A 25062-nucleotide genomic window follows, 5' to 3' on the forward strand; every position below is an offset into this window, starting at 1 on the left:
GATGTCGTGTCCGGCCATCCCCTACCCTGGTGATCGCCTGGGGGGAGTCAGCCAACCTGTTCCCAGCCGAGTTCGCGGTGGGTGGCCAGGTGTTTGATCAGCAACTCGGTGGGTCCGGTGCATGGCGACTGGGTGACGATGTGCCACGGGCGACTCAACGGTGTTCCGGGAACCGGCAATTCGACCAGATCGCCGGCGTCGAGCTCGCGTCGAACCGCCTGACGGGAAACCAGGGTGATACCCACCCCGGCTACCGCTGCGGCCACCACCGCGCCGTGCGAACCCAGCACCATCTGACGGGGCGCGATTTCTAGTTCCTCGAGCACCACCGCCATCGTGGCCCGGGTGCCTGAACCGGATTCGCGCAGCAGCCAGGTGGCCTGAGACGGGTCGAAACCGTCGGCGCGCGAGGGTTTTCCGACCACGACCAGGGTGTTCGGGCTGCGTGCCCGCACGCGAACGTGATTCAGGTCGGTCGGCGGCCGCCCGGCCACCACGACATCGACTTCATGGCAAGTCAGCATCGGCCAGACCGCCGTGCGAGGCGCTACATGCACCTGGCAGACCACGTTGGGGTGCTCTTCTTGGAAGGAGGCCAGCATCGCAGGGATCATCAGCTCGCCGGCGGTGGTCACGGCCGCGAATCGGATGACGCCCTGCTCAGGCTCGGCTTCACCGCGGGCGGCGAGCACCGCCTCCTCGTGCAGGCCCAGGATCTGTCGCGCGTACTCGGTATAGCGCAGCCCGGCTGGGGTCAGCCGCACGCCTCTGCCGTGGCGGTCCACCAACGAAACACCGACTTCGGCGCTGAGGGTCGACAGCGCCGAGGAGATCGCCGACTCTGTGACGAAGAGTCGCTCGGCGGCCCCGCGCACCGATCCGGTGTCGGCCAGCTCAACTAGCGATCGCAGCCTGGCGTTGGTGGTCACGAGCGGACAGAATCCGACTGAAGGTCGAACACTCGGCTGGCGCGGATTTCGGCTGCCTCGATGGTCATCAACTGGTCGAGGCCGACCTGCTGTTGCGGGTCGGCCATCAGCCGCCGCGCGTGTCGGAGTCGGGCGCGTTCCATGGCGTTGCGGACGCTGCGCGCGTTGGCAAACCAAGGCTGATAGATGCGCCGCTGCAGATACTCGTGCAACGCAACTTGCGCGTCGTCCGACAGGCGATAACCCAGTTCACGAGTCATCAACGCCGCGATCTGCTCAAGTTCATCCACGGTGTAGTCGGGGAAGGTGATGTGGTGGGCAATCCGGCTCTGCATTCCGGGGTTTGCCGAGAAGAACCTGTCCATCTTGTCGGCGTAACCGGCCAGGATGACCACGAGATCGTCGCGGTTGTTCTCCATGACCTGCAGCAGAATCTCGATCGACTCCGACCCGTAATCACGCTCGTTTTCGAGCTTGTACAAGTAGTAGGCCTCATCGATGAACAACACCCCGCCCATCGCCCGCTTGATCACGTCCTTGGTCTTGGGCGCGGTGTGCCCGACGTATTCGCCGACCAGGTCGTCGCGGGTGACGCTGACCAGGTGGCCGCGTCGCAGGTAGCCGAGCCGGTGCAGCAGGTCGGCCATCCGCAGTGCGACGGTGGTCTTGCCGGTGCCTGGGTTGCCGGTGAAACACATGTGCAGGGTGGGTTGCGGCGCGGCGATGCCGAAGCGGGCGCGAAGCTTGTCCACCAACAGCAAGGCCGCAATTTCGGCGATGCGGGTCTTGACCGGCGCCAGCCCGACCAGCTGGGTGTCGAGGTGTTCGAGGACCTCGTCGACGCCCGATTCGCGGCGGACTTCGGCCAGGTCGACCACCGCGTCGGCGGGCAGCGGGTCCGGGCCTGGCTCCGGTTCCAGCTGGGGTCCCGAGGAATCGGCGTCGGGTTTGAAGCCGAACGAGTTACGTGGTGCCTGGGTTGTCGACGTCATCGTCAACGGGGGACTGGCTCGGTCGCGGGCTGCGCGAACGCGGCGGGCGAGGCGTGACGGGCGTCGCCATCCGTGCGGCAGGTACGTCTGCCGCACGAGCGATCGCCAGCTGTGGCTGTGCTGTAAGCGGGCATGTCTGCATGCTGCCACCGAATTGTGAACATGTCTATTGAGGATCAGCCGTCAACAGTTAAGCAAAAGGTTTCGTTTCACCCGGTGTATCCACCACAAGGGTGAACCCGAAGTGCCCAACCCCGCGATACGGTCCATGCGCCAGGACACAGCGCTGCGGCCTGTCGCTACTTGTTGGAGGACACGGTGGCCGTGCGAAATTTGATGGGGAAGTTGGAGCGGTCGGTGATGGAAGTGTTGTGGAGGGCCGGCGGCTCCCAGACCGTCGGTCAAATCCATAGCTCGTTGGCGGTGGAGCGGGAGCTCGCCTACAACACGGTGTTGACGGTGCTGCGCCGCCTGGCCGGTAAGACGCTAGTTGCGCAGGATCGCGATGGCCGGGCACACCGGTATCGAGCGGTGGTAGCGCGCGAAGAGTTCGTCGCGGCGGTGATGGTCGACGCCTTGCGCGAATTGCCCGACCTGCGATGCCGTGCAGCCGCGCTGGCCCACCTGGTCGAACGCATCGATGCGCCAGAGTCCGCGGCAATAAGCCGAGCACTGTCGCGACGTGGAGCCGCGAAGCGGCAGGAAACCAGTAATACGAGTAATAAGGAGTGTCCCCTGTGACGATGGTCGACGAGACCTCTGCGCTGACCCGGCCGACTCACCCCGACGACTGGACCGAGCTGGACTCGGCCGCAGTGGATACCGTGCGGGTGTTGGCCGCCGACGCCGTGCAGAAGGTCGGCAACGGGCACCCAGGCACCGCGATGAGCCTGGCGCCGCTGGCCTACACACTGTTTCAGCGCCAGATGCGCCACGATCCCGGCGATGTGCACTGGATCGGCCGCGACCGCTTCGTGCTGTCCTGTGGGCATTCCAGCCTCACGCTGTACATCCAGCTGTACATGGGCGGATTCGGACTGGAACTGAGCGACATCAAGTCGCTGCGAACCTGGAAGTCCAAGACGCCGGGCCACCCGGAGTTCCGCCACACCGACGGTGTGGAGATCACCACAGGACCCTTGGGCCAGGGCCTGGCCTCGGCCGTCGGCATGGCGATGGCATCGCGCTATGAGCGCGGCCTGTTCGACCCCGACGCGCCGGCCGGACAGAGCCCGTTCGACCACCACATCTACGTGATCGCATCCGACGGTGACATCGAGGAGGGCGTCACCAGCGAGGCATCATCGCTGGCCGGCACCCAGCAGCTCGGCAACCTGATCGTGTTCTACGACAACAACCACATCTCGATCGAGCATGACACCAAGATCGCGCTCTCCGAAGATGTGTCGGCGCGCTACCGCGCCTACGGCTGGCACGTGCAGGAGGTCGAGGGCGGCGAGAACGTCCTCGGCATCGAAGAGGCCATCGCCGAAGCCAAGAAGGTCACCGACAAGCCGTCGTTCATCTCACTGCGAACGATCATCGGCTATCCGGCGCCGACCAAAATGAACACCGGCGGTGTGCACGGCTCGGCCCTCGGCGAAGAGGAAGTGGCCGCCACCAAAAGGGTGCTCGGTTTCGATCCGGACAAGACGTTCGAGGTCGGTTCCGAGGTGCTCGAGCACACCCGCAAGCTGGTCGCCCGCGGCCAGGAGGCGCGCGCGAAGTGGCAGACCGATTTTGACGCCTGGGCCGAGCGCGAGCCCGAGCGCAAGGGGCTTCTGGACCGGCTGCTGGCAAATGAGTTGCCCGCCGGCTGGGACGCCGACCTGACCTACTGGGAGCCCGGGTCCAAGTCGGTCGCCACCCGCGCCGCGTTCGGTCAGGTGCTCAACGACATCGCGCCCAAGCTGCCGGAGCTCTGGGGCGGTTCTGCTGACCTGGCGGGCAGCAACAACACCACCATCAAGGGCGTCAAGTCGTTCGGCCCGCCCTCGATCTCGACCGAGGACTTCACGGCTGACTGGTACGGCCGGGTGCTGCATTTCGGCGTGCGCGAGCACGCCATGGGCTCGATCCTGTCGGGCATTGTGCTGCACGGGCCCACCCGCGCCTTCGGCGGAACGTTCCTGCAATTTTCCGACTACATGCGTCCGGCGGTCCGGCTGGCAGCGCTGATGGACGTCGACACCATCTACATCTGGACCCACGATTCGATTGGCTTGGGTGAGGATGGCCCCACCCATCAACCGATCGAGCACCTCGCGGCGCTGCGGGCCATTCCGAACCTGTCGGTGGTGCGGCCGGGCGACGCGAACGAGACGGCCTACGCCTGGCGCAGCATCATCGCGCGTGGCAACGGCAGCGGTCCGGTGGGCTTCATGCTGACCCGCCAGCCGATCCCTGTGTTAGAGGGCACCAGCGCCGAGGGCGTGGTTCGGGGCGGTTATGTGCTCGGCGGCGGCAATCCCAGCCAGGACGGCGATGTATTGCTCATCGCAACCGGCTCGGAATTACAGCTGGCGGTCCAGGCCAGAAAACTGTTGGCCGACAAGGGGATCACCGCGTACGTGGTGTCGATGCCATGCGTCGAGTGGTTCGAATCGCAGCCCAAGGAATACCGGGATGCGGTGTTGCCCCCGACTGTCTCGGCACGGGTGGCGGTCGAGGCAGCCGTCGCGCAGAGCTGGTACAAGTTCGTCGGCGACACCGGCGAAATCGTTTCGATCGAGCACTACGGTGAATCCGCCGACGACAAGACGTTGTTCCGCGAGTTCGGGTTCACGTCCGAGGCCGTGGTCGCCGCTGCGGAGCGTTCCATGAACAACTGACCCACAACGGCGACGCGGACCCGCAGCCACACCGCGATGCCGCCGCCGAGCAGGCTTTGACGCTAGATAGGACTAGCAACGGGGCCATGATGCTTTGGTGATGCTTTGGTCGTTGCGTCCGGGCCGTGTCTAGGACACCGCGACGTCAGCTTGGTCGCGAATGGTGGACAGCGGGATGGTGGCGGTTACGGCCGTGCCCGAACCGGGGCGGGAGCGGATGTGCAAGCTTCCGCCGACGAGTTCGGCGCGCTCCGCGATCGACAGAAGCCCGTAGCCGCCCATCTCGTCGCCACCCAAGGGATGGTCGAAGGTGTTGAACCCGACGCCGTCGTCCACGATTTCCAACTTGGCGGTGTCGTCTGCGACGGTGAACCGCAACTGCGCGGTCGTGGCGTTCGCGTGCTTGATCACGTTTTGCAGGCATTCCTGCGAGATGCGGTACAGCGCCAATTCGATGTGCTCGGGCAGCCGCGACTCGGACAACTCCAACTGCACCTCAATCTGGGGAATCGTGCGCGCCAGGCTGGCCAATCCGCCGGCGAGCCCCAAATCGTCCAACACCGGTGGGCGCAGTCCGCTGATCGCCGCGCGGGCCTCCTCCAGGGTCAGCGTGACCAGTTCACGGGCCTCCTGGAGCTGATCTGAGGCCTCGGCATGATCAGTTGCCATGGCCTGTGCGGCCGCGTCGAGCCGATAAGAAAGGGTGATCAGCCGCTGCGAAATGCCGTCATGAATGTCGCCGGCCAGTCGTCGCCGCTCGATCTCCTGGGCCTCGATGACCTGCTCGACGAAGTTCTCGTGGGCACGTTCACGGGCGACCAGTTGGCGATGCAGCCGCGCCTGGTGCAGTGCGCCAGCGATAAGCCGGCCGATCACACACAAAAGTTCGACGTCCTGGGAGCCGAAGTCGCGTCGTTGCACGGTGTGCACTGTGAGCACCCCGACCAGCCCGCCGGGGTCCGTTTCCATCGGCACCGACACCATCGACGTGAATTGCTCGCCGTGCAATGGCTCGATCGGCAGGTAGCGGGGGTCTGATTCCTTGCCGTCGGTGATGACCACCGGTTGTCGGTGGCTGGCCACCCAGCCGGAGATTCCCGACCCAAGGGCGATCCGGACGTTGCCGACGTGCCGGTCGAACGGTGGGGTGGCTCCGGCCAGAGTCAGTGAGCGGTCACTGTCGTCCAGGACATGCACGAGGCACACATCGGTGGCGGTGGCCGCGGTGATCATGCGTGCCGCCGCGGCGGCCAGCGGCTCGATACGGGGTCCGCTGGAGGCCGCTTGGATCAACTCTCGCAGCAGAGCCAACTCCCGGTCGGCATCAACGAGATCGCGAACCACGTTGGGGCCGTCATTGCGTGGCGTTGCGTGTCGCGTCACGGCCGGCCCCCTTAGTAAGCCGATGAGGTCACTGGAAAATGCCTTCGCGCAACGCGGTGGCAACCGCGCTCGTGCGGTCGCTGACGTCCAGCTTGCGGTAGATCGAGCGCAGGTGGCTCTTGACGGTCTCGTCGCCGATCACCAATCTGGTGGCGATGGCGCGGTTGGACAGACCGGTCACCATGTAGGACAGGATTTCGCTTTCTCGCTGTGTCAGACCTTGACGCGCGCCCGGCCAGAATTCGTCGCGCTGCATGCGCGCCGCGGTGTCAACCGCTCGGGCGGCCAGGGTGGGATCGATGGCAGTTTGGCCGTCGCGGACCAATTCGAGCTGGCGCACGAGGTCCTCGCTGCTGATGCTCTTGAGGAGGTAACCGCATGCGCCAACGCGTAACGCCTGAAAAAGGTACTGCTCATCGTCGTAAACCGACAGCATGACGACCTTACGGTCTGGATTGCGTTGGCGTAGCGCAAGACACAGATCCAGGCCGCTGGAGCCCTCCATCCTAATGTCGCACAGGACCACATCAGGTTCGAGGCTGTTGACGACGCTGACCGCCTGTTCGGCACCGATCGCCTGGCCGACGACGCGGACCCTGTTCTGGAATCCGGTCAGCATCGCCTTGAGTCCCTCGATGACCATTTTGTGGTCGTCGACCAACACAACCCGCACTGGGGTTGTGACCGCCATCACCATATCCCCAGGATACGGGCAGCGCTGGGCGTCGTCATGCGACTGAGCGGGTCAGCGCGATTAATAACCCGGTCAATCCCCTGTATCGGGGGAACCTGCGCCGCACCGGCGTTCCTAGCATCGCTTGAGACGAGAGGAATCGTGAATGGATACGCGTGCGCCGCTGATGGTCGCGTCGGTGCTGCCGGCCGACTTCTCAGAACTCGGGTCCCAAGTCAAGCAGTTGGAGGCAGCCGGGGTGGATCGCATCCAGTGGGATGTGATGGACGGGCGGTTCGTCCCCAACTTGACGTTCGGGCCCGACGTGATCGCCGCCAACCGCGGGCAGGCGACCATCGGTTTCGAGGCGCACTTGATGGTTGACGATCCCGATCCGATGCTGCCGCGATGGGTCGAGGCTGGTTGTGAGATGGTCATCGTGCACGCCGAGGCCTGTCGGCATCTGCACCGAACGCTTTCTGCCATCGCCGATCTGGGCGCGCGGCCCGGTGTCGCACTCAACCCGGCGACCCCCCTGGAGGCGGTGAGAAACGTGCTGCACTTGGCCGACTTGCTGCTGGTGATGACTGTCAATCCCGGTTTCGGCGGGCAAAAGTACATCGCGAGCATGGAACCCAAGATCGCGGCCGCGCGCGCCGAAATAGATCGTCACGGATACGACATCGAACTCGAGGTCGATGGCGGCATCGCGGGCGCCACGATCGGTGCCGCCGCCCGCGCGGGCGCGCGGGTGTTCTGCGCGGGTTCGGCGCTGTTCAGCGGCCCAGGCACCATGGCTGACCGTGTTGCGGCGTTGCGTAAGACCGCCACCGAAGGAATTGGACAGGTATGACCATCACCGCGAGCAGCACGTCGAATCGCGAGTTGCTCAGCGACGGCATCGATCAGCTGGCGATCTCCACGATCCGAGTGCTGGCCGCCGATACGGTGCAGTCGGCCAACAGCGGGCACTCCGGTTTGCCGCTGCGCGCGGCGCCGGCGGCGTGGGTGCTGTGGTCGCGCCATCTGCGCCACGACCCCGCCGACCCCCGGTGGCCGGACCGGGACCGGTTCGTGCTGTCAGCCGGTCACCGTTCAGCGCTGCTGTACGCGCTGCTTCACCTATTCGGCTACGACCTGCCGATAAGCGAGCTGCGCCAATTTCGCCAGCTGGGTTCACGCACCCCTGGCCACCCCGAGCACGGTCAAACACCCGGCGTCGAGACCACCACGGGGCCTCTCGGTCAGGGCTTGGCGAACGCGGTCGGCATGGCGCTCGCCGAACGGATGCTGGCCGCACGGTGCAACGTCGGCGAGCACTGTGTGGTCGACCACCGCACCTGGGTGCTGGCCGACCAGGGCGATCTCATGGAGGGCATCAGCCACGAGGCTGCTTCGTTGGCGGGCAGGTTGGGGCTGGGCAGGCTAACCGTCATTTTTGACGACACCGATGTCGCCCCCGACGGGCCCGCCGACCTCGATTGCGGTGACGACGCGCTGGGTCGGTTCGCCGCATATGGGTGGCACACCCTGTTGGTCGAGGACGGCAACGACACCGCGGCCATCGACGAGGCGCTCGCGCAGGCATGCGACGTGGAATCGGCGCCCACGTTCATCCGGCTGCGCACCACCATCGGATGCGGTGCACCTGGCGTCGAAGGCCCCCCAAAGGCTCACCGCAGCCCATTGGGTGTTGAGAGAATCGTTGCGATGCGCGAGCGCTTCGACTGGCCGGAGACTCCCTTCTTTGTGCCGGCCGACGTCGCGTCGGTCACGAGGGAACTGGCAGCCGAGGGTGCGGCCGCGCGGGCAGATTGGTTCAACCGCTACGCGAAGTGGGCGGCGGACCACCCACAGTTGGCGGTCCATTTTCCGCTCAACCGCGTGCCGGCGCCCCGAGACGTCGCAGCGCTGCGGCTTCTGCAGACAAAAGCTCAAAGTGGCAAACAAGCGACGCGGACGTCATCCGGTGCTGCGCTCAACGCGCTGGCCGGTACGTATCCGGCGCTGGTCGGGGGTTCGGCCGAGGTTGCCGAGCCGACCACTGCAACCCTCTTGGGCGGCGACGACGTGAACAACCTGGACTACGGCGGACGCACCATCCGTTTCGGCATTCGTGAGCACGCTATGGCTGCCGCACTCAACGGCATTTCACTGCACGGAGGCCTGCGGCCGTTTGGCAGCACCTCCCTGGCGTTCTCCGACTATCTACGCCCAGCACTCAGGTTGTCGGCACTGATGGGCCAACCCGTGATCTACATTCTCACGCACGATTCGGTGTACGTGGGTGAGGACGGACCAACCCATCAGCCGATCGAGCATGTCGAATCCCTGCGGCTGATACCGGGATTGACGGTACTTCGACCCGCCGACGCAGCCGAGACGGCGTTGGCTTGGGAGATCGCCGCCACCAACACCTCCGGGCCGACAACGCTAGTGTTGACCCGGCGGAACCTGCCGGCCCTCGGCGGTCAGGCCCTCGACGATATCCGCACTCACGGATGCCGCGTGGTGCGCGGCGATCCACACAGCGCCGATGTGGTGCTGGCTGCCAGCGGCTCCGAGGTTGCGTTGGCGATGGGGGCCGCCGACCTGTTGGCCGACCGCGGGGTGGCTGCAACCGTCGTCTCGGTCATGTGGCGCGAACGGCTCGAGGAATCATTAGCGGCCGGCTACCGTCCGCTGCCGGATGTTCCGGTGGTGTGGGCCGAGGCCGGGGTGCCGACCGGATGGCGCGGCATTGCCAGTGACCGCGACCAGGTCATCGGTTTGAACCGCTTCGGTGAGAGTGGCCCCGGAGCCCAGGTTGCCGCGCATCTGGGCTTGACGTCGGTCGCAGTCGCCAACGCGGCCTTCGCCACACTCGGACGGCCCGCCAGCTGGAGATGAGATCTCGTGCCTGACAAGAGCCTCCTGATCAGTCGTGCCAGCAAGAACGCTCGGCGCCGCCCGGTGATGCTGGCGGTGGCAGGCGACAGCGGGGCGGGTAAGAGCACCCTCACGGCTGGTCTTGTTGAGGCGCTCGGTCGGCACCGCTGCCTATCTTTTTCCGCTGACGACTATCACCGATTCGACCGCTCCGAGCGGCGCGCCAAGCGGCTCACTCCGGCGCACCCGGAGTGCAACTACATCGATATTTTTGAGCAGCATCTGCAGTTGTTGGCTACCGGCCAGCCGGTGCTCAAGCCGGTGTATGACCACTCGGTAGGCCAGCGGGTGCGGCCCGAGCACGTGGAACCTCGCGACTTCGTCATCGTCCACGGTTTGCTGCCGCTCCACAGTCGGCTGGCCAGGGCCTGCTTCGATGTCACGGTCTTTCTCGACCCACATGAAGACCTCCGGCGAACCTGGCGAATACGACGCGACACCACGACTCGCGGCTACAGCATCGACCAGCTCACCGCAGAAATGGCCGCCGCCGATACCGAGTCGGCACGGTTCATCCGCCCCCAGCGGGCCCACGCAGACATCGTCGTGCGGTTCGCCTCGATCGGTGATCGTGATGAGCCGCCGGATACGCCGCCGTCCGCCGAGCTGTTGCTACGCCCGACCATTCGCCATCCCGATCTCATGGATGTGCTGCAGCCCGACGTGACGCGGACGATTCATCTGCGGCTCGTCCGCGACGACGACGGCATACCCGTCGACAGCGTGCATGTCCACGGCTACACATCGGCTGAAGAGAACGCCGCCGCCGAGAAACTGATCTGGGAAGCGTTGGGAGACGCCCGCACCGCGATACCCGATAGCTTCGGTGTCCTGGGAACAAATCAGCACAGTACGCCGCTGGCGATCACCCAAATGATGCTTTTCCACCACCTGACGCGCGGGTCTCACTAACCGTGTATCAAAGTCATCAGTGTGCGCGACTATCAATATGCGCGGACCCGGCGCGCGGTTTCGCATGACGGAACCGTTTTCAACTGGCGGACGTAGTGGCAGCGGCGAGCAAGCCCACGACGAGTTGTTGAAGGCGCCGCAAGCGTCCGATGTGTCGTGCCCGTCGCTTAAGGCGGTGATCTTCGATGTCGACGGGACGTTGGCAGACACGGAACGCCACGGGCATCGGCCGGCCTTCAATGCGGCGTTCGCCGCGCATGGGCTCGATATCAGTTGGGATGAAGAGGAATACGGATGCCTGTTGAAAACTCCTGGCGGACGACAGCGTATCGCTACTGACCTGGCTTCGCGCGGATATTCTGCCGCGGAAGCCGAGATCCTTGCCGCCCAAGTTCATCGGACAAAGACTCAACTCTTCCGCGAGACGGTTATTGCCGGCGCGGTGCGGCCGCGGCCGGGTCTCGTCGATTTCGTAGCCAGCCTCACCGAGGCCGACATCCGCATCGCAGTGGCGACTACCGGCAGACGGGCTTGGGTCGCCCCGCTCGTGCACCACTTGCTCGGTGAAGAAACGGTGGAATTGATGGTGACCGGTGATGACGTGAGCCGACTCAAACCTGATCCGGAAGTTTATGTGCAAGCCCTGAACCGCCTTGAGGTCACACCCGAATCGGCGCTGGCGGTCGAAGACTCGCAGCTGGGTTTACAGGCGGCGATCGACGCGAACCTGGCAACCGTTGTCGTCACCACCACCTACACCACCGACCAGGATTTCGCGGGGGCCGCGCTGGTGCGCCCCGGCTACGACGGCCAGGTCCCGCTGACGGCCGCGGCCTGTCAACAGGTGCATCATCGATGGTGGTCGGCTAGCTTGCCGAAACACCGCTGAGACCCGCGGTCGAGTTCACCAGCTGGTCATCGCCAAGCGGTGTGAGAGGTCACAGATGCGGTGGAGCCATTCATCCGTTCAGCACTTCGATGCCGGGCAAGGTCTTACCTTCGAGGTATTCCAATGAAGCCCCGCCGCCGGTCGAAATGTGAGAGAAGCCGTTCTCGGGCAGGCCGAGCCGGCGCACCGCGGCCGCCGAATCCCCACCACCCACTACGCTGAACGCTCCCGTCTTGGTCGCCGCGATAATGGCTTGGGCGAGCCCCTTGGTCCCGGCCGCGAACGCCGGAAACTCGAAGACGCCCATGGGGCCGTTCCAGAAGATCGTCTTGGCGTTGGACAGCAGGGCGGTGAACCGCTCGACGGAGGCGGGCCCGATGTCGAGTCCCATTTGGTCGTCCGGGATCCGGTCCGCAGGCACCGTCTCGGGGCTCGCGTCGGCTGCGAACCTCTCCGCGGCCACGATGTCGACCGGAAGGGCGATCACGTCGGCATAGGTATCCAGCAGCTGGCGGCAGGTGTCGATCATGCCCTCCTCCAGCAGCGAGGAACCAACTGGAACACCTTGCGCCGCAAGGAACGTGAAACACATGCCCCCGCCGATCACGATCCTGTCGGCCTTGCCGGCCAGGTTTTCGATGACCGCGAGCTTGTCCGACACTTTGGAGCCTCCGAGCACCACCGCATACGGTTGCTCGGTCGAAGTCGTCAGTTGTTCAAGAACTTTGACCTCGGCGGCCACGAGTTTCCCAGCATAGGGCGGCAACAACTTGGCGACGTCGTACACCGACGCCTGCTTGCGGTGCACCACGCCGAACCCGTCGGACACAAATGCCCCGTCCCCGCCGACGAGTTCGACCAGCTGCGTGGCCAGCGCCAGCCGCTGGGCGTCGTCCTTGCTGGTTTCACGCGGATCGAAACGGATGTTCTCCAGCAGCAGGACGTCGCCTTCGCTCAGGTCCTGCGCGCGCGCAACAGCGTCGGAGCCGACGACATCGCCGGCGACCTCAACATGGCGGCCGAGGTGCTTGCCCAACTCCGTCGCGACCGGGGCCAACGACAAGTTCGGGTCCGGCCCACTCTTAGGCCTGCCCAGATGCGCGGTGACGACGACCTTCGCCCCGGCGTCGGCCAGCGCCCGCAACGTGGGCACCGACGCGATGATCCGGCCGGGGTCGGTGATGATAGGGGCACCGTCCTTGAAGTCCAGCGGGACGTTCAGATCGGAGCGCACCAATACGCCCCGGCCCGAAACCCCTTCTGCGAGCAAGTGGTCGAGGTTCTTTACCGACGAAGCCATCGCGCTACAGCGACCTGCCGACCAGTGCGACCAGATCGACTAGCCGGTGGGAGTAGCCCCATTCGTTGTCGTACCAGGAGACCACCTTGGCTTGGTTGTCGATGACCTTGGTCAGACCGGAGTCGAACAGCGAGCTGTGCGGGTCGGTGACGATGTCGCTGGACACGATCGGCGCGTCGTAGTACTTCAGGATGCCCTTGAGCGGACCGTCAGCGGCGGCCTTGTATGCGGCGTTGATCTCCTCGACGTGGGCAGACTTCGCCAGCTCGACGGTCAGGTCGGTCGCCGAGCCGGTGGGGATCGGCACGCGCAGGGCGTAGCCGTCGAGTTTGCCCTTGAGCTCGGGCAGCACCAGGCCGATGGCTTTGGCGGCGCCGGTCGAGGTCGGCACGATGTTGAGCGCGGCGGCGCGGGCGCGGCGCAGGTCCTTGTGCGGGCCGTCCTGCAGGTTCTGGTCCTGGGTGTAGGCGTGGATGGTGGTCATCAGGCCCTTGACGATGCCGAACTCGTCGTTGAGCACCTTGGCCAGCGGACCGAGACAGTTCGTGGTGCAGGACGCGTTGGAGATGATGTTCTGGCTGCCGTCGTACCTATCGTCGTTGACGCCGAACACCACCGTCAGATCCTCACCCTTGGCGGGCGCGGAGATGACCACCTTCTTGGCGCCCGCGTCCAGATGGCCCGTAGCCTTGGCCGCGTCGGTGAAGATGCCCGTCGACTCCACGACCACGTCGACTCCCAGATCACCCCACGGCAGCGCGGCCGGGCCCTCCCTCACCTCCAACGCTTTGATCTTCTTGTCACCGACGACGATGGTGTCCTCATCCTCCAGCGATAAGTCGGCGGGGAACCGGCCCAGGATCGAGTCGAACTTCAGCAGATGCGCCAGCGTGGCGTTGTCGGTGAGGTCATTGACCGCCACCACCTCGATGTCGGTGCTGAGGCCGTCGGCCTTCTGCGCCTCCAGAGCCCTGAAGAAGTTGCGTCCGATGCGGCCGAAGCCGTTCACGCCTACCCGGACCGTCACATTTGCCTCCCCTAGGTGTTCGAATTTGTCGCTGGGATTCGGGACTTCTGCTACTGCTTCGCAGCGTATTGGCGGTCGGCTGCCGTCAACCCCCCCAGATAGGGGATGCGTCAGCGGTACTTCATTCGTCGCCCCAGCCTGCGGTATCGGCGTCACGAGCGGCACCCTAGAAACCCCCGACGTAGGGGAGGCCGCCGGAATGTTGGGCAATCCAGACTGGCGCAACCGAAGTCCCACGCGGCCCTCACTGAGGCACCGCCCAACGGACGCGGACCTCAATTGCCGTCGACAAGCGAACGGAGTGCGATGAGAAGCGTTGCCGCTACGGATCGCCGCCAGTCGACAGCAACCCATAATGCGCCGGTTACTGGCGATCGAGTCCGGGTGGCCTACGGCGTGTTTGGCCGACTCGGCTGGGTTTCCTCCACGTCGCCGGGCTGTGTGCTCGTCCGCTACGACGACGGTGCTCGCGAAGTCATCGACCCCGCCCGAAGGCCGATGTGGGTCGTGCGGTGAGACACGCATCGGCGGCACGCCGCCCGGCACCCACACGAACTGCGACCTGAGGGCACGTGCGCTTCATCGATGCCGGCGATCGTCGCCGTCGTGATCGACGCCATGAACCTGGCGGCGCACCCGGCGCACGGTGCGCCACACGACGATTACCGCGAGCGGAATGGCCACCGCGGTTGTGATGCCCTCGTTGATGGGCAGGCCGAGCGACTTGAGCCCCTTAGCGAGATAGCCGATCAGTCCGACGATGTAGTAGGAAATCGCGGCGATCGACAACCCTTCGACCGTCTGTTGCAGGCGCAGCTGCAGCGCCTGACCCCGGCGCAGCCCGCTGAGCAGCTGCTGAGTCTGCATCTCGGCGGTCACCTCTACTCGCGTGCGCAGCACGTCGGCGGTGCGTGAAACGCGGCCGGACAGACCATCCATCCGGTGCTTGGCGGCCGCGACGGTGGCCATCGCCGGTAGCAGTCGCCGGCGCAGAAAGGTGAACACACCCATCAGACCGGGCAGTGACGATCGACGCAGGTACTCAATGCGTTGGTCAACGATCCCGTAATAGGCGCTGGCGGCGTCGAAGCGATCCGCGTGTGTCGCGATCTCGTACTCGACAACGGCCGACAGCCTGATCAGCTCGTCGAGCAGTTCGCGGTCGTCGCGCTGCTCGTCTTCGATGCCACGCGCCAACTCGGCTAGTCGGGACTCCAATTCGCCCATCCGCGACACCATGGCCCGCGCAGGCGGGTAGGCCAGCAAGGCCAGCATCCGGTACCGCTCGACATCCAGCAGTGAGCCGGTAATCCGCCCGGCGCGGCCCTCGGTCATGGGTTCGCACAACATCAAAAACCGTGAGGTGCCGTCGGGATACAGCTGATATGTGGTGTAGAGCCGGGCAGCGTCGTCGCGCAGCCGCGAGCCCAGTAACCGGCCCGAACCGAGGGTTCGTTGCGCAAACTCGGCCGCCTGCTCGTCGGACCAGCCCTCGGCGGGCAGCAGCACCGCGTGCACCGCGGCGAGCGTGCGGCCCGGGATGTTCGCCAGCCAGCCGGCAGGCAGCGGCAACAGTGCCAGCAGGTCGGTCTCGGCGCCCAATGCCGCCGGGTCGAGAGGCTGGTGGATGGTGTACAGAGAGTAGGCGTCGTCGTGTCGCTCCCACGACAGGCCCCTCGCGGCGTCGAATTCCAGGGTTAGCCCCACGTCGGTGGAACCCGCCGCCTTGCCATGGGTCGCGGCAAGTCGGTGCAGGTGCGCGGTCTCTGCCGCGGCCGACCCCTTGCCGGTGAGCACCGTCAACTGCGTGGTCATCGACGGGATCGGCAGCGGGCGCGCGGGACGGACATGCACTTCGTTGTGCGCGGCCACCCGCTGGGACGCGTCCGGCGGAAGCGGCGCGACCGGCGCCGTCGATTCACTCATTCACTTTCCCCGCATCGCCGTATCCATTAGCAGTCGACCAGCGCGACCCTAACCGCCCCAGCGGTCGCCGTGGTGGTCGACACATCCACCGCCCGGACGCTAACGAACAACCCCAGTGGACCGCAGAAAGGCTGCCACACAGGGAGACCGGCTGCGAACAGCACCGTCTCACCTAGGCGCCACCCCATGTTAAGTTCGTCGACCAGAGGGGGAGGCGGGGATGCGTCCGGTCAAAATTGCTATCGCCGGCGGCGGGTTCGGCAGCAAGGTCGCGCTACCTGTTTATGCCGAACTCGCGGAATTCGAGCCGGTGGCCATGTGGTCGCGACGACCCGAGCGTGCCGCGGAACTGGCCAAGCAAGCCGGGCTACAGCTCGGCACCGCCGACTTCGATGAGCTGTTGTCGGTGCCCGGCCTGGAGGCGGTGCACATCGCGACGCCGGTGGTGACCCACTCTGCGCTCGCCGTCGCCGCGGCGCAGCGGGGACTGCATGTGCTGTGCGAGAAGCCGCTCGCGGACAACCTCCCCGACGCCCGCCGCCTGGTGGCGGCAGTCCGCTCGGCCGGCGTAATCGGCATGGTTGATTTCGAACTTCGGATGAAACAGACCCGCCAGCGGCTGATTGAGCGTGTGCGTGAGGTGGTGGGACGGCCACGGATGGCGTCGGTCATGCTGGTGCATTCCGATCATGCCGATCCCGAGTCCCGCCCGTACACCTGGGTGCACGACGCCCAGCTGGGCGGGGGTCGGCTACAGGGGTACGGCGTCCACGATCTTGACCTTGTTCTCGAGATGTTTCCCGAGGTGGACGCAGTGGCGGCCGCCACCGAAGTGGGAGTGCCGATGCGCGCGGATGAGAACAAACGGCTGCAAAAGGTGACCGCCGAGGACACCTACGCGTTGCTGATGCGGTTTCGCGGGGGCGGGCTGGGTGTCGTCACGCTGGTGTCCACCGCTCGTCACCCGCGCGGCGAGGTTATCGAGGTCTACGGCGATTCGGGGACGGTGCGGCTCGATGGTGAGCGGCGGTTGTGGTCGGCGCGCTCGGGCGAGGAATTGCAGAGCGAGGGCCCGCTGGACGCCAGCTCGCCCGCGGCGTTCGCGCGGGTGGCGCGCAGGTTTGCGGCCGCGATCCGCCAAGGCGCGGCACCTGACCCCTCGCTCGATGAGGGGCTACGCGTGCAGGCGCTCTTCGACGCGATCCGCACCGCCGACGTCGAGCGTCGATGGGTGTGCCCTGAGCCGATTGGGTAACTTCCCCAAGACGCCAGCACGGTGCCTCCGCACGGCGTGCGTGGGTTTGGCGAGTACTGTGCGCCACCTTTCGGGCAGTGTCCATGCCGGCATGATCCTCGGCGCCGACGATGTGCCGATCGCGGTCGGCGTACCTGTGTACCAGCAACTGGTGGACGTGTTTGGCGAGCTCGCGTCCAGCTAATCTCAGCCGCCGATGTGCATTTCACGGTTGTGCGGTCTCGGCCGCGCGTACCGTTGACCTGTCAAAACGAGCACGTGCAGCGGTGGGCGAATGTCCGGGGAGGTGGCTGCGGTGGTCAACGGGCCGACGAGCGGGCTTGGCGTGGACCAAAGCCATTTTCCGCCGATCGAAGACTACGCGTTCCTCTCCGATTGCGAGACGACGGCGTTGATCGCGCCGGACGGCGCGGTGGAGTGGCTGTGTCTGCCGCGGATGGATTCACCCAGCGTGTTCGGTGCCATATTGGATCGCGACGCCGGACACTTCCGCATCGGTCCGGCCGGGGTCGACGTCCCCGCGGCGCGCCGCTACATCCCGGGCACGATGGTGGTAGAGACCAGCTGGTGGACACCGGGCGGCTGGCTGGTCGTCGCCGACACCCTGCTGATCGGTCCGTGGCATCACGACGATGAGCGGTCGGGGACCCATCGCCGCGCGCCGACCGATTATGACGCGGCGCACGTGTTGCTCCGCATGATCCGCTGTGTCAACGGTCAAGTCCAGGTGGACATGGACTGCACCCCCGCGTTCGACTACGGCCGGGGGGCCGCCCGTTGGTCCTACACCGGAGACGGCTATCACGAAGCAATCGCTGAGCCGGAGCCTGGCCAGCGCCCCCGGCTGCGGCTCACCACCGACCTCAACATCGGGTTCGAGGGCCCAGCGGCGACCGCACGGACGCTGCTCAAGGAGGGCCAGCGCCGGTTCGTCGCGCTCTCCTGGAGCACACACGCCCCGCCTGCCACGATGAAGGAAGCGGTGCGCCGGCTGCGCTGGACCTGCCATCACTGGCAGCACTGGCTCGATCGCGGCACCTTCCCCGACCATCCCTGGCGCAGCCATCTGCAACGCAGTGCCCTGACGCTCAAGGGCCTTAGCTACGCCCCGTCCGGGGCGATCGTGGCGGCGGCCACCACGTCGCTGCCGGAATCGCCTGGCGGCGAGCGCAACTGGGACTACCGCTACACCTGGGTACGGGACACCGCCAAGACGTTGTGGGCGTTGAACTCGCTGGGCTTCGACTGGGAGGCCAACGACTTCTTCCGGTTCGTCGCCGACGTCGCCGAAGCCGAGCAGGGTGACCTGCAGTTGATGTACGGAGTCGACGGTGAGCGCGAGCTGACCGAGTCGACTTTGGAGCACCTCTCCGGCTATGAGGGGGCGCGGCCGGTCCGGGTCGGCAACGGCGCCTACAACCAGCGTCAGCATGATGTGTGGGGCGCGATCGTGCGGGCCATCGACCTTCACACTGGTCCGCACCGTCGGGTCGAGGATCGATTGTGGCGGATCGTGCAAACCCAGGTGGAGCGCGCGTTGCGGCATTGGCGTGAGCCCGACCAGGGCATCTGGGAGGTGCGGTCGGGGGCACAGCATTTCACCTTCTCCAAGGTGGCCTGTTGGCTGGCCGCCGACGCCGGTGCCCGGATCGCGGCGGTGCGCGGCCAGGACACGCTGGCCGCTCGCTGGCGTGCCGCCGCCGACGAGATCCGCTGTGACGTTCTGGCCAACGCCGTCGACGAGCGCGGTGTGTTCACCCAGCACTACCACACCAAGGCCCTTGACGCCTCGGTGCTGCTCATCCCGCTGCTGGGTTTCCTGCCGCCCAGCGACGAGCGGGTGCGCAACACTGTCCTGGCGATCGCCGAGGAGCTCACCGAGGAGGAAATGGTCTTGCGCTACCGCACCGACGAGACCGAAGACGGGCTCTCCGGCGCGGAGGGCACCTTCACCCTTTGCTCGTTCTGGCTGGTCTCCGCGCTGGTCGAAATTGGCGAGTTGGCCCGAGCCAAGACCTTGTGCGGAAAGCTGCTGTCCTCGGCAAGTTCCCTCGGGCTCTACGCCGAGGAGATCGACCCGCACAGCGGACGGCACCTCGGCAACTTCCCGCAGGCGTTCACCCACCTGGCGCTGATCAACGCGGTCACCGCGGTGATCGAGGCGGAACGGGCGATGGCCGGTAACCACGCGGTGCCGTAGATCTGGCGGAGTATCCGCGCCGAGGGCGGCTACCGTCGTCGGGCGCCGAAATCGTGGCCGCTACGGTTGCCGCCGCCGATCCGGCGCGAGTCGTCGTGGTCGAGGCCGGGGAGGTGGCGGCGTATCCGGCCCACAGTGTGCCACACCAACAGGATTGCGGGTGGGATGGCCAGCGCGGCGGCCAGGTTCTCGTCGATGGGTAGGCCCGCCGAATTGAGTCCCCTGGCCAGAAAGCCGATCAGCCCGACGATGTAGTAGGAGATGGCCGCGATGGACAGGCCTTCGACGGTTTGCTGCAGCCGCAGCTGCAGCGCCTGGCCTCGGTGCAGCTGGGCTAACAATTCCTGAGTTCGGGTCTCGGCGGTCACTTCAACCCTGGTGCGCAGCATGTCTGCGGTGCGCGCCACGCGCCTGGACAGCGCCTCCATCCGGTCTTTGACCGCCTCGATTGTGGCCATCGCCGGTGTCAGCCGGCGGCGCAGGAAGCTGAACACGTCCATCAGCCCGGGCAGCGGTGCTGACTGTAGGTATTGGATGCGTTGTTCCACGATCGCGTGGTAGGCGTTGGCGGCGTCGAAACCGCCGCCATGGGTGGCTATTTCGGATTCGATGAGTGCGGCCAGGCCGATCAGCTCGTCAAGCAGCCCCTGGTCCGGGCGGTCTTCGTCGTCGATCGCGTGGGTGAGCTCGGCAAGCCGGGATTCCAGGCCGGTCAGGCGCGCAACCATCGCACGCGCCAGCGGATAGGGCACCAGCGCGAGCATTCGGTAGCGCTCGGCATCGAGCAGCGCCCCGGTGATGCGCCCGGCATGGCCAGCGGTCATGGTGTCGCACAGGATCAGAAACCGCGAGGTGCCAGTGGGATCGAGCCGGTAGGTGGTGTAGAGGCGGGTGGTGTCACCGCGCAGCCGTGACCCCAGCAGCCGGCCCTGTCCCAGACTGCGGTGGGCGAACTCGGTCGCCTCGTCATCGGACCTGCCGTGCGCGGGCAGCAGGACGGCGTGGACGGCGGCCATGGTACGGCCCGGGATGGCCGCCAACCAGTCGGCGGGTAGTGGCAGCAGCGCCAGCAGGTCGGCGTCGGCGGTGAACGCCGCGGGGTCCAGGCCCTGGTGGATGGTGTAAAGCGAGTAGTCGTCGTGGCGCTCCCAGGAAAGCTCGGTCTGCGGGTCCAGGTCCAGGGTGAGACCGACGTCGGTGGCGCCGACGGCCAGGCCGTAGGCGGTGGCCAGTTGTTGCAGATGCGCGGTCTCCGCGGTCTCCGCGGCTTCGTCGGTGAGCACCGTGAGCTGGGTGGTCATCGACGGCACCGGCAACGGCCGCGCCGGACGCACGTGCACCTCGTTATGCGCGCGCTCCCGGCCGGGCGCATCCGGGGGAAGGGCCGCGCTCACCGCCACCGTCGCGACACCCTCACTCATGATCGGATCCCCATCCGCTGCTACCCGACTTCGGCCGCGGTTGTCCGGCGCCGGCGCGGCCCGGTCGGGATCGGCCGATAATCCGGCACGGCGCCGCCTTCCTCCGCTGTCGTGTTGCCGGTCTGGCCGGCGTCGGCGCGGTTGTCCGCGATTGGGCGCAGGTGATCCAGCACCGACCGTCATGAGGCCGCCGGAGCCGTTGTTCGCACCGCGCATCATTTCCAGCTCGATGAGGTGATCGCCGCGTCGGCGACGACGCGCCCACAGCCGCCCGGGCCGGGCGGCGTTTGCGCACGCATGAGCCGACGTCTCGTGCAGTTTGAGCAGCTGCGGCAGCACACGCCAGGGCAGCGCGGGGATCGCCGCCGCGGTCAGGATCGTCGCGTTTCACAGTTGCTGGGGTTCAACGGACCGATGGCTGGGAGGGCCGGCCGCCAGCCCGCCGGTCGGCTCACGTAGCAGCGATCCCACCCGGTCGCGGTCGGCACCTTTTACCCACGCCGCGATGTCGTCCACCCCGGCGCCCTCGGCCAGCATCTGGTCGACGACATGAGCATACGACTCCGGTGCCAGCGTGACATCGGCCATCTGGGCTTTCCACGCCGCCGAAAATGACGCGTACCCAAGCGGCTCCCATGCCCGCTCGTCGATGATCGTCTCGACCAGCCACGCCGGGTTGAGACCCTGCCACAATTGCCACAACGCGGCCGCTTCGTCCTGGTTCATTCCGGCAGTCTATCCAGCCCCACAACACACCGCCTTTTCAGTCATCAAGGGCCAGTTGTGATTTCGCACTCAAGGAGCGTGTCGTTGAGAGCCCTCCGACACCTGGGCATTGGCACGTTCGACCGAAGAAGCAATCCAAGCGCCTGGCGCAGTGTCCCGCCGGCCATCCGGGATGGCTCACGGCGGGAGACGCGCCGAACCGCCTTGTTGCGCTATGGGAAAGGTATAAGTGCGACTATCATGCACACGCTCTGGACGACGGTGGACCTTCCTGGCGTTGCCGAAGAATCTCGGCTCACGCCACTTCGGCCGAAGTATCGCCTGATGGTAGCCAGCCGTACTCGACCGACCGTCATACTCGATCGACGAGTGGAGTCTGGAGTCCCGTTGTACTGGAGTCCCGTTGTACCAGTGCAACCAGGAGGCGGTTTCCCTTCCAGCTCGGCCGGCCCGGTCAAGGTCGAATGCCCGTCGACCAATTCCGACTTATACAGTCCCACAACGGATTCCATCAGCGCGTTGTCCAAGGTGTCGCCGACGCCGTCGATCGACTCGGCGATCCCGGCCTCGCGCTAGCCCTCGGTAACGCGATCGACGTGTACTGGAATTCCCCGCGTCCGAGTGATGCATTAACATTAACCCGTTGCAGTGAACTGGAATTCAGCGTAGCGCGGGAGAATAGAGCCTGCTTGAGCACCGACGTGACAAGCGCCCAGGTCTTGCTGGTCATCAGCTGCCGGCCGAGGATCCCGCGGGGTGACACGCCCATATACGCGGTGTCAACCCTTTGCGGCGTTACGCATACATGGATCGGCCACCCGCCGCTTATCCGGACGGTCGGCGCCGTCCACGGACGATTGTCATATTCCAGGCTGCGGCAACCAATCTGCCCGAGCGCGCGCTCGACCCTGCCACCTAGTGTTTCTGCTGCTCGCCGCGCCTGACACCGGGCACGTGAGTGGGTCCGACACCCTCGTCGCCACGGTCGGTTTCCGGCGCTTCTGTCGCCGGTTGCTCCTGGGCCGGTGAAGTGGTCGCTCCGCCCGGCGTATCGGCGGGCGCCGGGGATTTGTAGTTGGGATCGGTGGTCGGTGCGGCGGCTCCGCCGACCCTCGCTCCCGACTTCACGGTGTCGTCCCCGGAATCTGCGGACGTCTTGCGCCCCTCGTACGGCGGTGTCGCGGGTTCTACGTCGCTCGGCGGCTCGTTCGTGAATGCCGTCTCGACCTCGGGATTTTCCGGATCTCCATACGTGGGCACCGATTCGTCGCCCTCATAGGTGCCCGACGGCCGGTCCGACGGCCCGGCCGATGGCTGATCAAACCCGGTACCCCGGGACCCGCGTTCTTCCGGATTACTCATGGCTAACTCCTCTCGGCCGCCGCTGCACCCGCAGCGAGCCAACTGCCGGATACCCGCGATCGGTACCCGATAACCGGCGACGACGAATCGCGCTGCGAGTAGCAGGGCGGTTACGCGGTGCAGCCTGTCGACGTTGTCGTTGGTTGCGCGGACGGCCGTGAGAAGGCCTCACTTATGTACCGATCGGAGTCTGCGCTGTCCTTGGAGCGTCGAGCATCCTGCACTCGGACGGCTTGATGGGCAGGATCATGCCGCTGCATCACCTCGCCGCCCTTTCGGCGCTGAGGCAGCCTCCGCGGCTTCAGCCTCAGCTGCTGGGCGGTGCGGAGTTTTTCGCGTTCGCGGCGCTCATGCCGTCTCGATCGAGTCAGTCATATGACCTGCGCTTGGCTGGGCGTGGTCCATGTGTTCCTGGACCACCGTCCACAGCCGGTAGCCGAGCATGGCGTGGCTTTCCTGGATGCGGTGGATGCTCTGCGAATGCACGGTGAAGCAGAAGTCGACGTCGTCGGCGACGGCCATCCGGCCGCCGTCGTGACCGGAGAACCCGATGGTCAGCAGGCCCCGCTGTTTTGCTTCGGTGATCGCCGTCATCAAGTCCGCGGAACTGCCCGAGGTCGACAACGCGATCGCGACGTCGCGGTCGCGGGCATGGGCGATGATCTGGCGCTTGAAGATGAGCTCGAACCCGACGTCGTTGCCCAGTGCGGTGACCACCGCGTTGTCGGCGGCCAGGGACCACGCCGCGACGGGACGACCCCGTGCTGGGCGGCTGAACAGCGACGCCAGCGTCGCGGCGTCGGTGGAGCTGCCGCCGTTGCCGAAGGTGTACAGCCGGCCGCCGCTGCGGAACCGCTGGGCCATCGCGGCGCCTGCCCCGGTTAGCGCGTTGCCGTACTCGTCGAGTGAGTCGCGTTGCAGGCGCGCGCTTTCGGCGGCCTTGCCGCGCGCCGACGCCGCCAAGTCATTGAGCAGACTGGTGGCGTCGGTCTCTTCGGAGTCGATGAACGGATACAGGAAGCTGGTGTTGTCGGACTCTGTCATCGGCTCGCCTCGTTTTCGATTCGGGTGATCGCTGCACCCGCGTGCAGCAGCACGAGGTCGTTGGGGACGACACCACCACCCAGCATCGTGACGTCCACCCATTCCTCGCCATTGGCTGTGCGGACCAGCGCCTGATTGGTTGCGTCGGTCGGCCCCAGCACCACCTCGGCGAGGCGGCCTTCGTCGCTGCAGGTCACGCAGACGTCGTCGGTGCACTCGGCGGCGGGGGGTTTGAGCAGTCCCGGATGCTCGAAGCAGACGTGGGTGAGCTCCCACAGCAGGTGATACAGCAGCACGAAGGTTCCGGTGGCGGGCAGCATCGGGTCGTCCGAGTCGATCCACAGGATGTGGTTGGCCGCACCCGCCGGCGGTCGCGGACCCGAACCGATCCACAGCGTAAGGACGCCCCACGCCGGAGCGCGGCGCATCGCGTCGATCACCGCCGGTTCATCGGCCGAGGCGACCGCGATGAGCAGGTCACCGGGCTGGCTGGCTACCCGCACCTGTGCCACAGGATCGGGTTCGACCAGCGCAACCGACGGCAACGCCCGTTTGCCCATGATCACCGGATGGACGAACTCGACGGCGACGTGGTGAGCGTGCGGTTCCCATCGGGGAGAGATCACCCACAGTGTGGCGCCCTCGTGGAATCTGCGGGCCAAGTCGAGCGCGGCGGCGGACAGATCCGCGGACAATTCGGTATCGACGTAGGACCCACCCAGTTGCACCATAGCGGTCATTCTGAAATCTCTCTTCAGGCCTATCTGTTTCGCGGAACCCGCTCATCGTCGGCTACGGATACCCACCAGTGTCCTCGGTTCTCGCTGCGCGGCAAGCGCGCTCGGAGGTTGCGCTATTAGCACGTCAAGCATCGGCGCTGCCGCCGCCAGCGTGGCCCTTCGTCCTGGTAGTCGAGCCGGTGCGCCAGCCGTGTGTTCACGAATCGCCCGCAGTCTAATGCCCTGACCTACCCCGTGCGCGCAGACACCGAACCGGTGTGGGCGCGCGTCACGGCGGCTCCTCGCTGCCCTGACCCCTGCCCATCAACTCCAGGCCCGACATCGCGGCGTCGGCGCCGGCCTCGTCGGTCTTCTCCACGACGAAGCCCATGTGGATGATCACCCAATCGCCAGGAGCGAACGTCTCGTCGGGCAGCATGCCGACGTTGACCTTGCGCTGCTGACCGGCGACGTCGACGAGGGCCAGCTGATCGCCGTAGCCCTCCAGCATTCCAACGACCTGTCCCGGGATTCCCAGACACATT

The 25062-nt window shown here is 66.1% G+C and carries 21 protein-coding genes and 1 pseudogene; 8 read left to right on the plus strand and 14 right to left on the minus strand.

Features of this window, described 5'->3' with window-relative positions; genetic code table 11:
• Positions 1-47: 47 nt before the first annotated feature.
• Entirely contained in the window at positions 48-929 is an 882-nt protein-coding gene (locus tag CEX87_RS12530) for a LysR family transcriptional regulator (protein WP_094287484.1), read from the minus strand.
• A complete protein-coding gene (gene cbbX / locus CEX87_RS12535) occupies positions 926-1921 on the minus strand; it encodes a CbbX protein (protein ID WP_094287486.1) in 996 nt (331 codons plus the stop codon). The genes CEX87_RS12530 and cbbX overlap by 4 nt, the downstream gene beginning before the upstream one ends.
• 318 nt (positions 1922-2239) lie before the next feature.
• Between cbbX and CEX87_RS12540 the strand changes: the two genes are divergently transcribed.
• Together CEX87_RS12540 and tkt are read left to right on the plus strand one after the other, a co-directional pair.
• Positions 2240-2662 carry a BlaI/MecI/CopY family transcriptional regulator gene (locus tag CEX87_RS12540; protein ID WP_416171907.1) on the plus strand — a complete coding sequence of 141 codons (423 nt, stop codon included), beginning with the start codon at positions 2240-2242 and terminating at the stop codon, positions 2660-2662.
• Positions 2663-2664: 2 nt separating this feature from the next.
• Positions 2665-4752 carry a transketolase gene (tkt, locus tag CEX87_RS12545; RefSeq protein ID WP_416171909.1) on the plus strand — a complete coding sequence of 696 codons (2088 nt, stop codon included), beginning with the start codon at positions 2665-2667 and terminating at the stop codon, positions 4750-4752.
• 129 nt (positions 4753-4881) lie between these two features.
• Here the strand turns inward: tkt and CEX87_RS12550 are convergent, their stop codons facing one another.
• Both CEX87_RS12550 and CEX87_RS12555 read right to left on the minus strand, forming a co-directional pair.
• Positions 4882-6135 (minus strand): GAF domain-containing sensor histidine kinase, encoded by a 1254-nt coding sequence (locus CEX87_RS12550; RefSeq protein WP_416171908.1) that lies wholly within the window; start codon positions 6133-6135, stop codon positions 4882-4884.
• A 28-nt stretch (positions 6136-6163) separates the two neighbouring features.
• A complete protein-coding gene (locus CEX87_RS12555) occupies positions 6164-6826 on the minus strand; it encodes a response regulator (protein ID WP_094287607.1) in 663 nt (220 codons plus the stop codon).
• A gap of 148 nt (positions 6827-6974) precedes the next feature.
• Here CEX87_RS12555 and rpe point away from each other — a divergent pair, with 148 nt between their 5' ends.
• The 4 genes from rpe (at position 6975) to CEX87_RS12575 (ending at position 11537) form a co-directional block, all read left to right on the plus strand.
• Positions 6975-7661 carry a ribulose-phosphate 3-epimerase gene (rpe, locus tag CEX87_RS12560; protein WP_198957211.1) on the plus strand — a complete coding sequence of 229 codons (687 nt, stop codon included), beginning with the start codon at positions 6975-6977 and terminating at the stop codon, positions 7659-7661.
• Complete coding sequence (locus CEX87_RS12565; protein ID WP_094287491.1) at positions 7658-9697, plus strand: transketolase family protein; 2040 nt, start codon at positions 7658-7660, stop codon at positions 9695-9697. Before rpe ends, CEX87_RS12565 begins: the two co-directional genes overlap by 4 nt.
• A gap of 6 nt (positions 9698-9703) precedes the next feature.
• Positions 9704-10648 (plus strand): phosphoribulokinase, encoded by a 945-nt coding sequence (locus CEX87_RS12570; protein ID WP_094287493.1) that lies wholly within the window; start codon positions 9704-9706, stop codon positions 10646-10648.
• 64 nt (positions 10649-10712) lie between these two features.
• A complete protein-coding gene (locus CEX87_RS12575) occupies positions 10713-11537 on the plus strand; it encodes an HAD-IA family hydrolase (RefSeq protein ID WP_094287495.1) in 825 nt (274 codons plus the stop codon).
• A 70-nt stretch (positions 11538-11607) separates the two neighbouring features.
• Here the strand turns inward: CEX87_RS12575 and CEX87_RS12580 are convergent, their stop codons facing one another.
• From CEX87_RS12580 to CEX87_RS12590, 3 genes are all read right to left on the minus strand, one after another.
• Positions 11608-12837 (minus strand): phosphoglycerate kinase, encoded by a 1230-nt coding sequence (locus CEX87_RS12580; RefSeq protein WP_094287497.1) that lies wholly within the window; start codon positions 12835-12837, stop codon positions 11608-11610.
• A 4-nt stretch (positions 12838-12841) separates the two neighbouring features.
• On the minus strand, positions 12842-13864 hold the full coding sequence (gene gap / locus CEX87_RS12585; RefSeq protein ID WP_094287499.1) for a type I glyceraldehyde-3-phosphate dehydrogenase: 1023 nt from the start codon (positions 13862-13864) through the stop codon (positions 12842-12844).
• Between the two features lie 579 nt (positions 13865-14443).
• Positions 14444-15790: a DUF3422 domain-containing protein gene (locus tag CEX87_RS12590; protein WP_094287501.1), complete on the minus strand. Its 1347-nt coding sequence runs from the start codon at positions 15788-15790 to the stop codon at positions 14444-14446.
• A 220-nt stretch (positions 15791-16010) separates the two neighbouring features.
• Between CEX87_RS12590 and CEX87_RS12595 the strand changes: the two genes are divergently transcribed.
• Complete coding sequence (locus CEX87_RS12595; protein WP_094287503.1) at positions 16011-17045, plus strand: Gfo/Idh/MocA family protein; 1035 nt, start codon at positions 16011-16013, stop codon at positions 17043-17045.
• A 274-nt stretch (positions 17046-17319) separates the two neighbouring features.
• Positions 17320-19245 (plus strand): glycoside hydrolase family 15 protein, encoded by a 1926-nt coding sequence (locus tag CEX87_RS12600; RefSeq protein WP_094287505.1) that lies wholly within the window; start codon positions 17320-17322, stop codon positions 19243-19245.
• A 29-nt stretch (positions 19246-19274) separates the two neighbouring features.
• Here the strand turns inward: CEX87_RS12600 and CEX87_RS12605 are convergent, their stop codons facing one another.
• From CEX87_RS12605 to CEX87_RS12630, 7 genes and pseudogenes are all read right to left on the minus strand, one after another.
• On the minus strand, positions 19275-20666 hold the full coding sequence (locus tag CEX87_RS12605; RefSeq protein WP_158220772.1) for a DUF3422 domain-containing protein: 1392 nt from the start codon (positions 20664-20666) through the stop codon (positions 19275-19277).
• A gap of 387 nt (positions 20667-21053) precedes the next feature.
• The gene (locus CEX87_RS12610; RefSeq protein WP_094287509.1) at positions 21054-21392 is read right to left on the minus strand and encodes a hypothetical protein; all 339 of its coding nucleotides are present in this window, start codon (positions 21390-21392) and stop codon (positions 21054-21056) included.
• A gap of 354 nt (positions 21393-21746) precedes the next feature.
• Positions 21747-22155, minus strand: a pseudogene (locus CEX87_RS27970) (integrase core domain-containing protein); the annotation flags it as partial.
• Between the two features lie 152 nt (positions 22156-22307).
• Positions 22308-22754: a hypothetical protein gene (locus tag CEX87_RS12615; RefSeq protein WP_094287511.1), complete on the minus strand. Its 447-nt coding sequence runs from the start codon at positions 22752-22754 to the stop codon at positions 22308-22310.
• Positions 22755-23102: 348 nt separating this feature from the next.
• Positions 23103-23798, minus strand: coding sequence for a D-sedoheptulose-7-phosphate isomerase (locus tag CEX87_RS12620; protein WP_094287513.1), 696 nt, complete (start codon positions 23796-23798; stop codon positions 23103-23105).
• Positions 23795-24538 (minus strand): phosphoheptose isomerase family protein, encoded by a 744-nt coding sequence (locus CEX87_RS12625; RefSeq protein WP_198957213.1) that lies wholly within the window; start codon positions 24536-24538, stop codon positions 23795-23797. Before CEX87_RS12625 ends, CEX87_RS12620 begins: the two co-directional genes overlap by 4 nt.
• Positions 24539-24806: 268 nt before the next feature.
• A complete protein-coding gene (locus tag CEX87_RS12630) occupies positions 24807-25061 on the minus strand; it encodes a HypC/HybG/HupF family hydrogenase formation chaperone (protein WP_094287517.1) in 255 nt (84 codons plus the stop codon).
• Between the last annotated feature and the right edge of the window lies 1 nt (position 25062).

Source organism: Mycobacterium lehmannii (genome assembly GCF_002245535.1).
GTDB lineage: Bacteria > Actinomycetota > Actinomycetes > Mycobacteriales > Mycobacteriaceae > Mycobacterium > Mycobacterium lehmannii.

Coding starts and splice junctions, on each gene's coding strand:
- CEX87_RS12605 (WP_158220772.1), bottom strand. CDS start 20,666: ATGAGTGAGGGTGTCGCGACGGTGGCGGTGAGCGCGGCCCTTCCCCCG.
- tkt (WP_416171909.1), top strand. CDS start 2,665: ATGGTCGACGAGACCTCTGCGCTGACCCGGCCGACTCACCCCGACGAC.
- CEX87_RS12595 (WP_094287503.1), top strand. CDS start 16,011: ATGCGTCCGGTCAAAATTGCTATCGCCGGCGGCGGGTTCGGCAGCAAG.
- CEX87_RS12620 (WP_094287513.1), bottom strand. CDS start 23,798: ATGACAGAGTCCGACAACACCAGCTTCCTGTATCCGTTCATCGACTCC.
- CEX87_RS12610 (WP_094287509.1), bottom strand. CDS start 21,392: ATGAACCAGGACGAAGCGGCCGCGTTGTGGCAATTGTGGCAGGGTCTC.
- CEX87_RS12590 (WP_094287501.1), bottom strand. CDS start 15,790: ATGAGTGAATCGACGGCGCCGGTCGCGCCGCTTCCGCCGGACGCGTCC.
- CEX87_RS12575 (WP_094287495.1), top strand. CDS start 10,713: ATGACGGAACCGTTTTCAACTGGCGGACGTAGTGGCAGCGGCGAGCAA.
- CEX87_RS12615 (WP_094287511.1), bottom strand. CDS start 22,754: ATGAGTAATCCGGAAGAACGCGGGTCCCGGGGTACCGGGTTTGATCAG.
- CEX87_RS12630 (WP_094287517.1), bottom strand. CDS start 25,061: ATGTGTCTGGGAATCCCGGGACAGGTCGTTGGAATGCTGGAGGGCTAC.
- CEX87_RS12625 (WP_198957213.1), bottom strand. CDS start 24,538: ATGACCGCTATGGTGCAACTGGGTGGGTCCTACGTCGATACCGAATTG.
- CEX87_RS12555 (WP_094287607.1), bottom strand. CDS start 6,826: ATGGCGGTCACAACCCCAGTGCGGGTTGTGTTGGTCGACGACCACAAA.
- CEX87_RS12600 (WP_094287505.1), top strand. CDS start 17,320: ATGTCCGGGGAGGTGGCTGCGGTGGTCAACGGGCCGACGAGCGGGCTT.
- rpe (WP_198957211.1), top strand. CDS start 6,975: ATGGATACGCGTGCGCCGCTGATGGTCGCGTCGGTGCTGCCGGCCGAC.
- cbbX (WP_094287486.1), bottom strand. CDS start 1,921: ATGACGTCGACAACCCAGGCACCACGTAACTCGTTCGGCTTCAAACCC.
- CEX87_RS12580 (WP_094287497.1), bottom strand. CDS start 12,837: ATGGCTTCGTCGGTAAAGAACCTCGACCACTTGCTCGCAGAAGGGGTT.
- CEX87_RS12565 (WP_094287491.1), top strand. CDS start 7,658: ATGACCATCACCGCGAGCAGCACGTCGAATCGCGAGTTGCTCAGCGAC.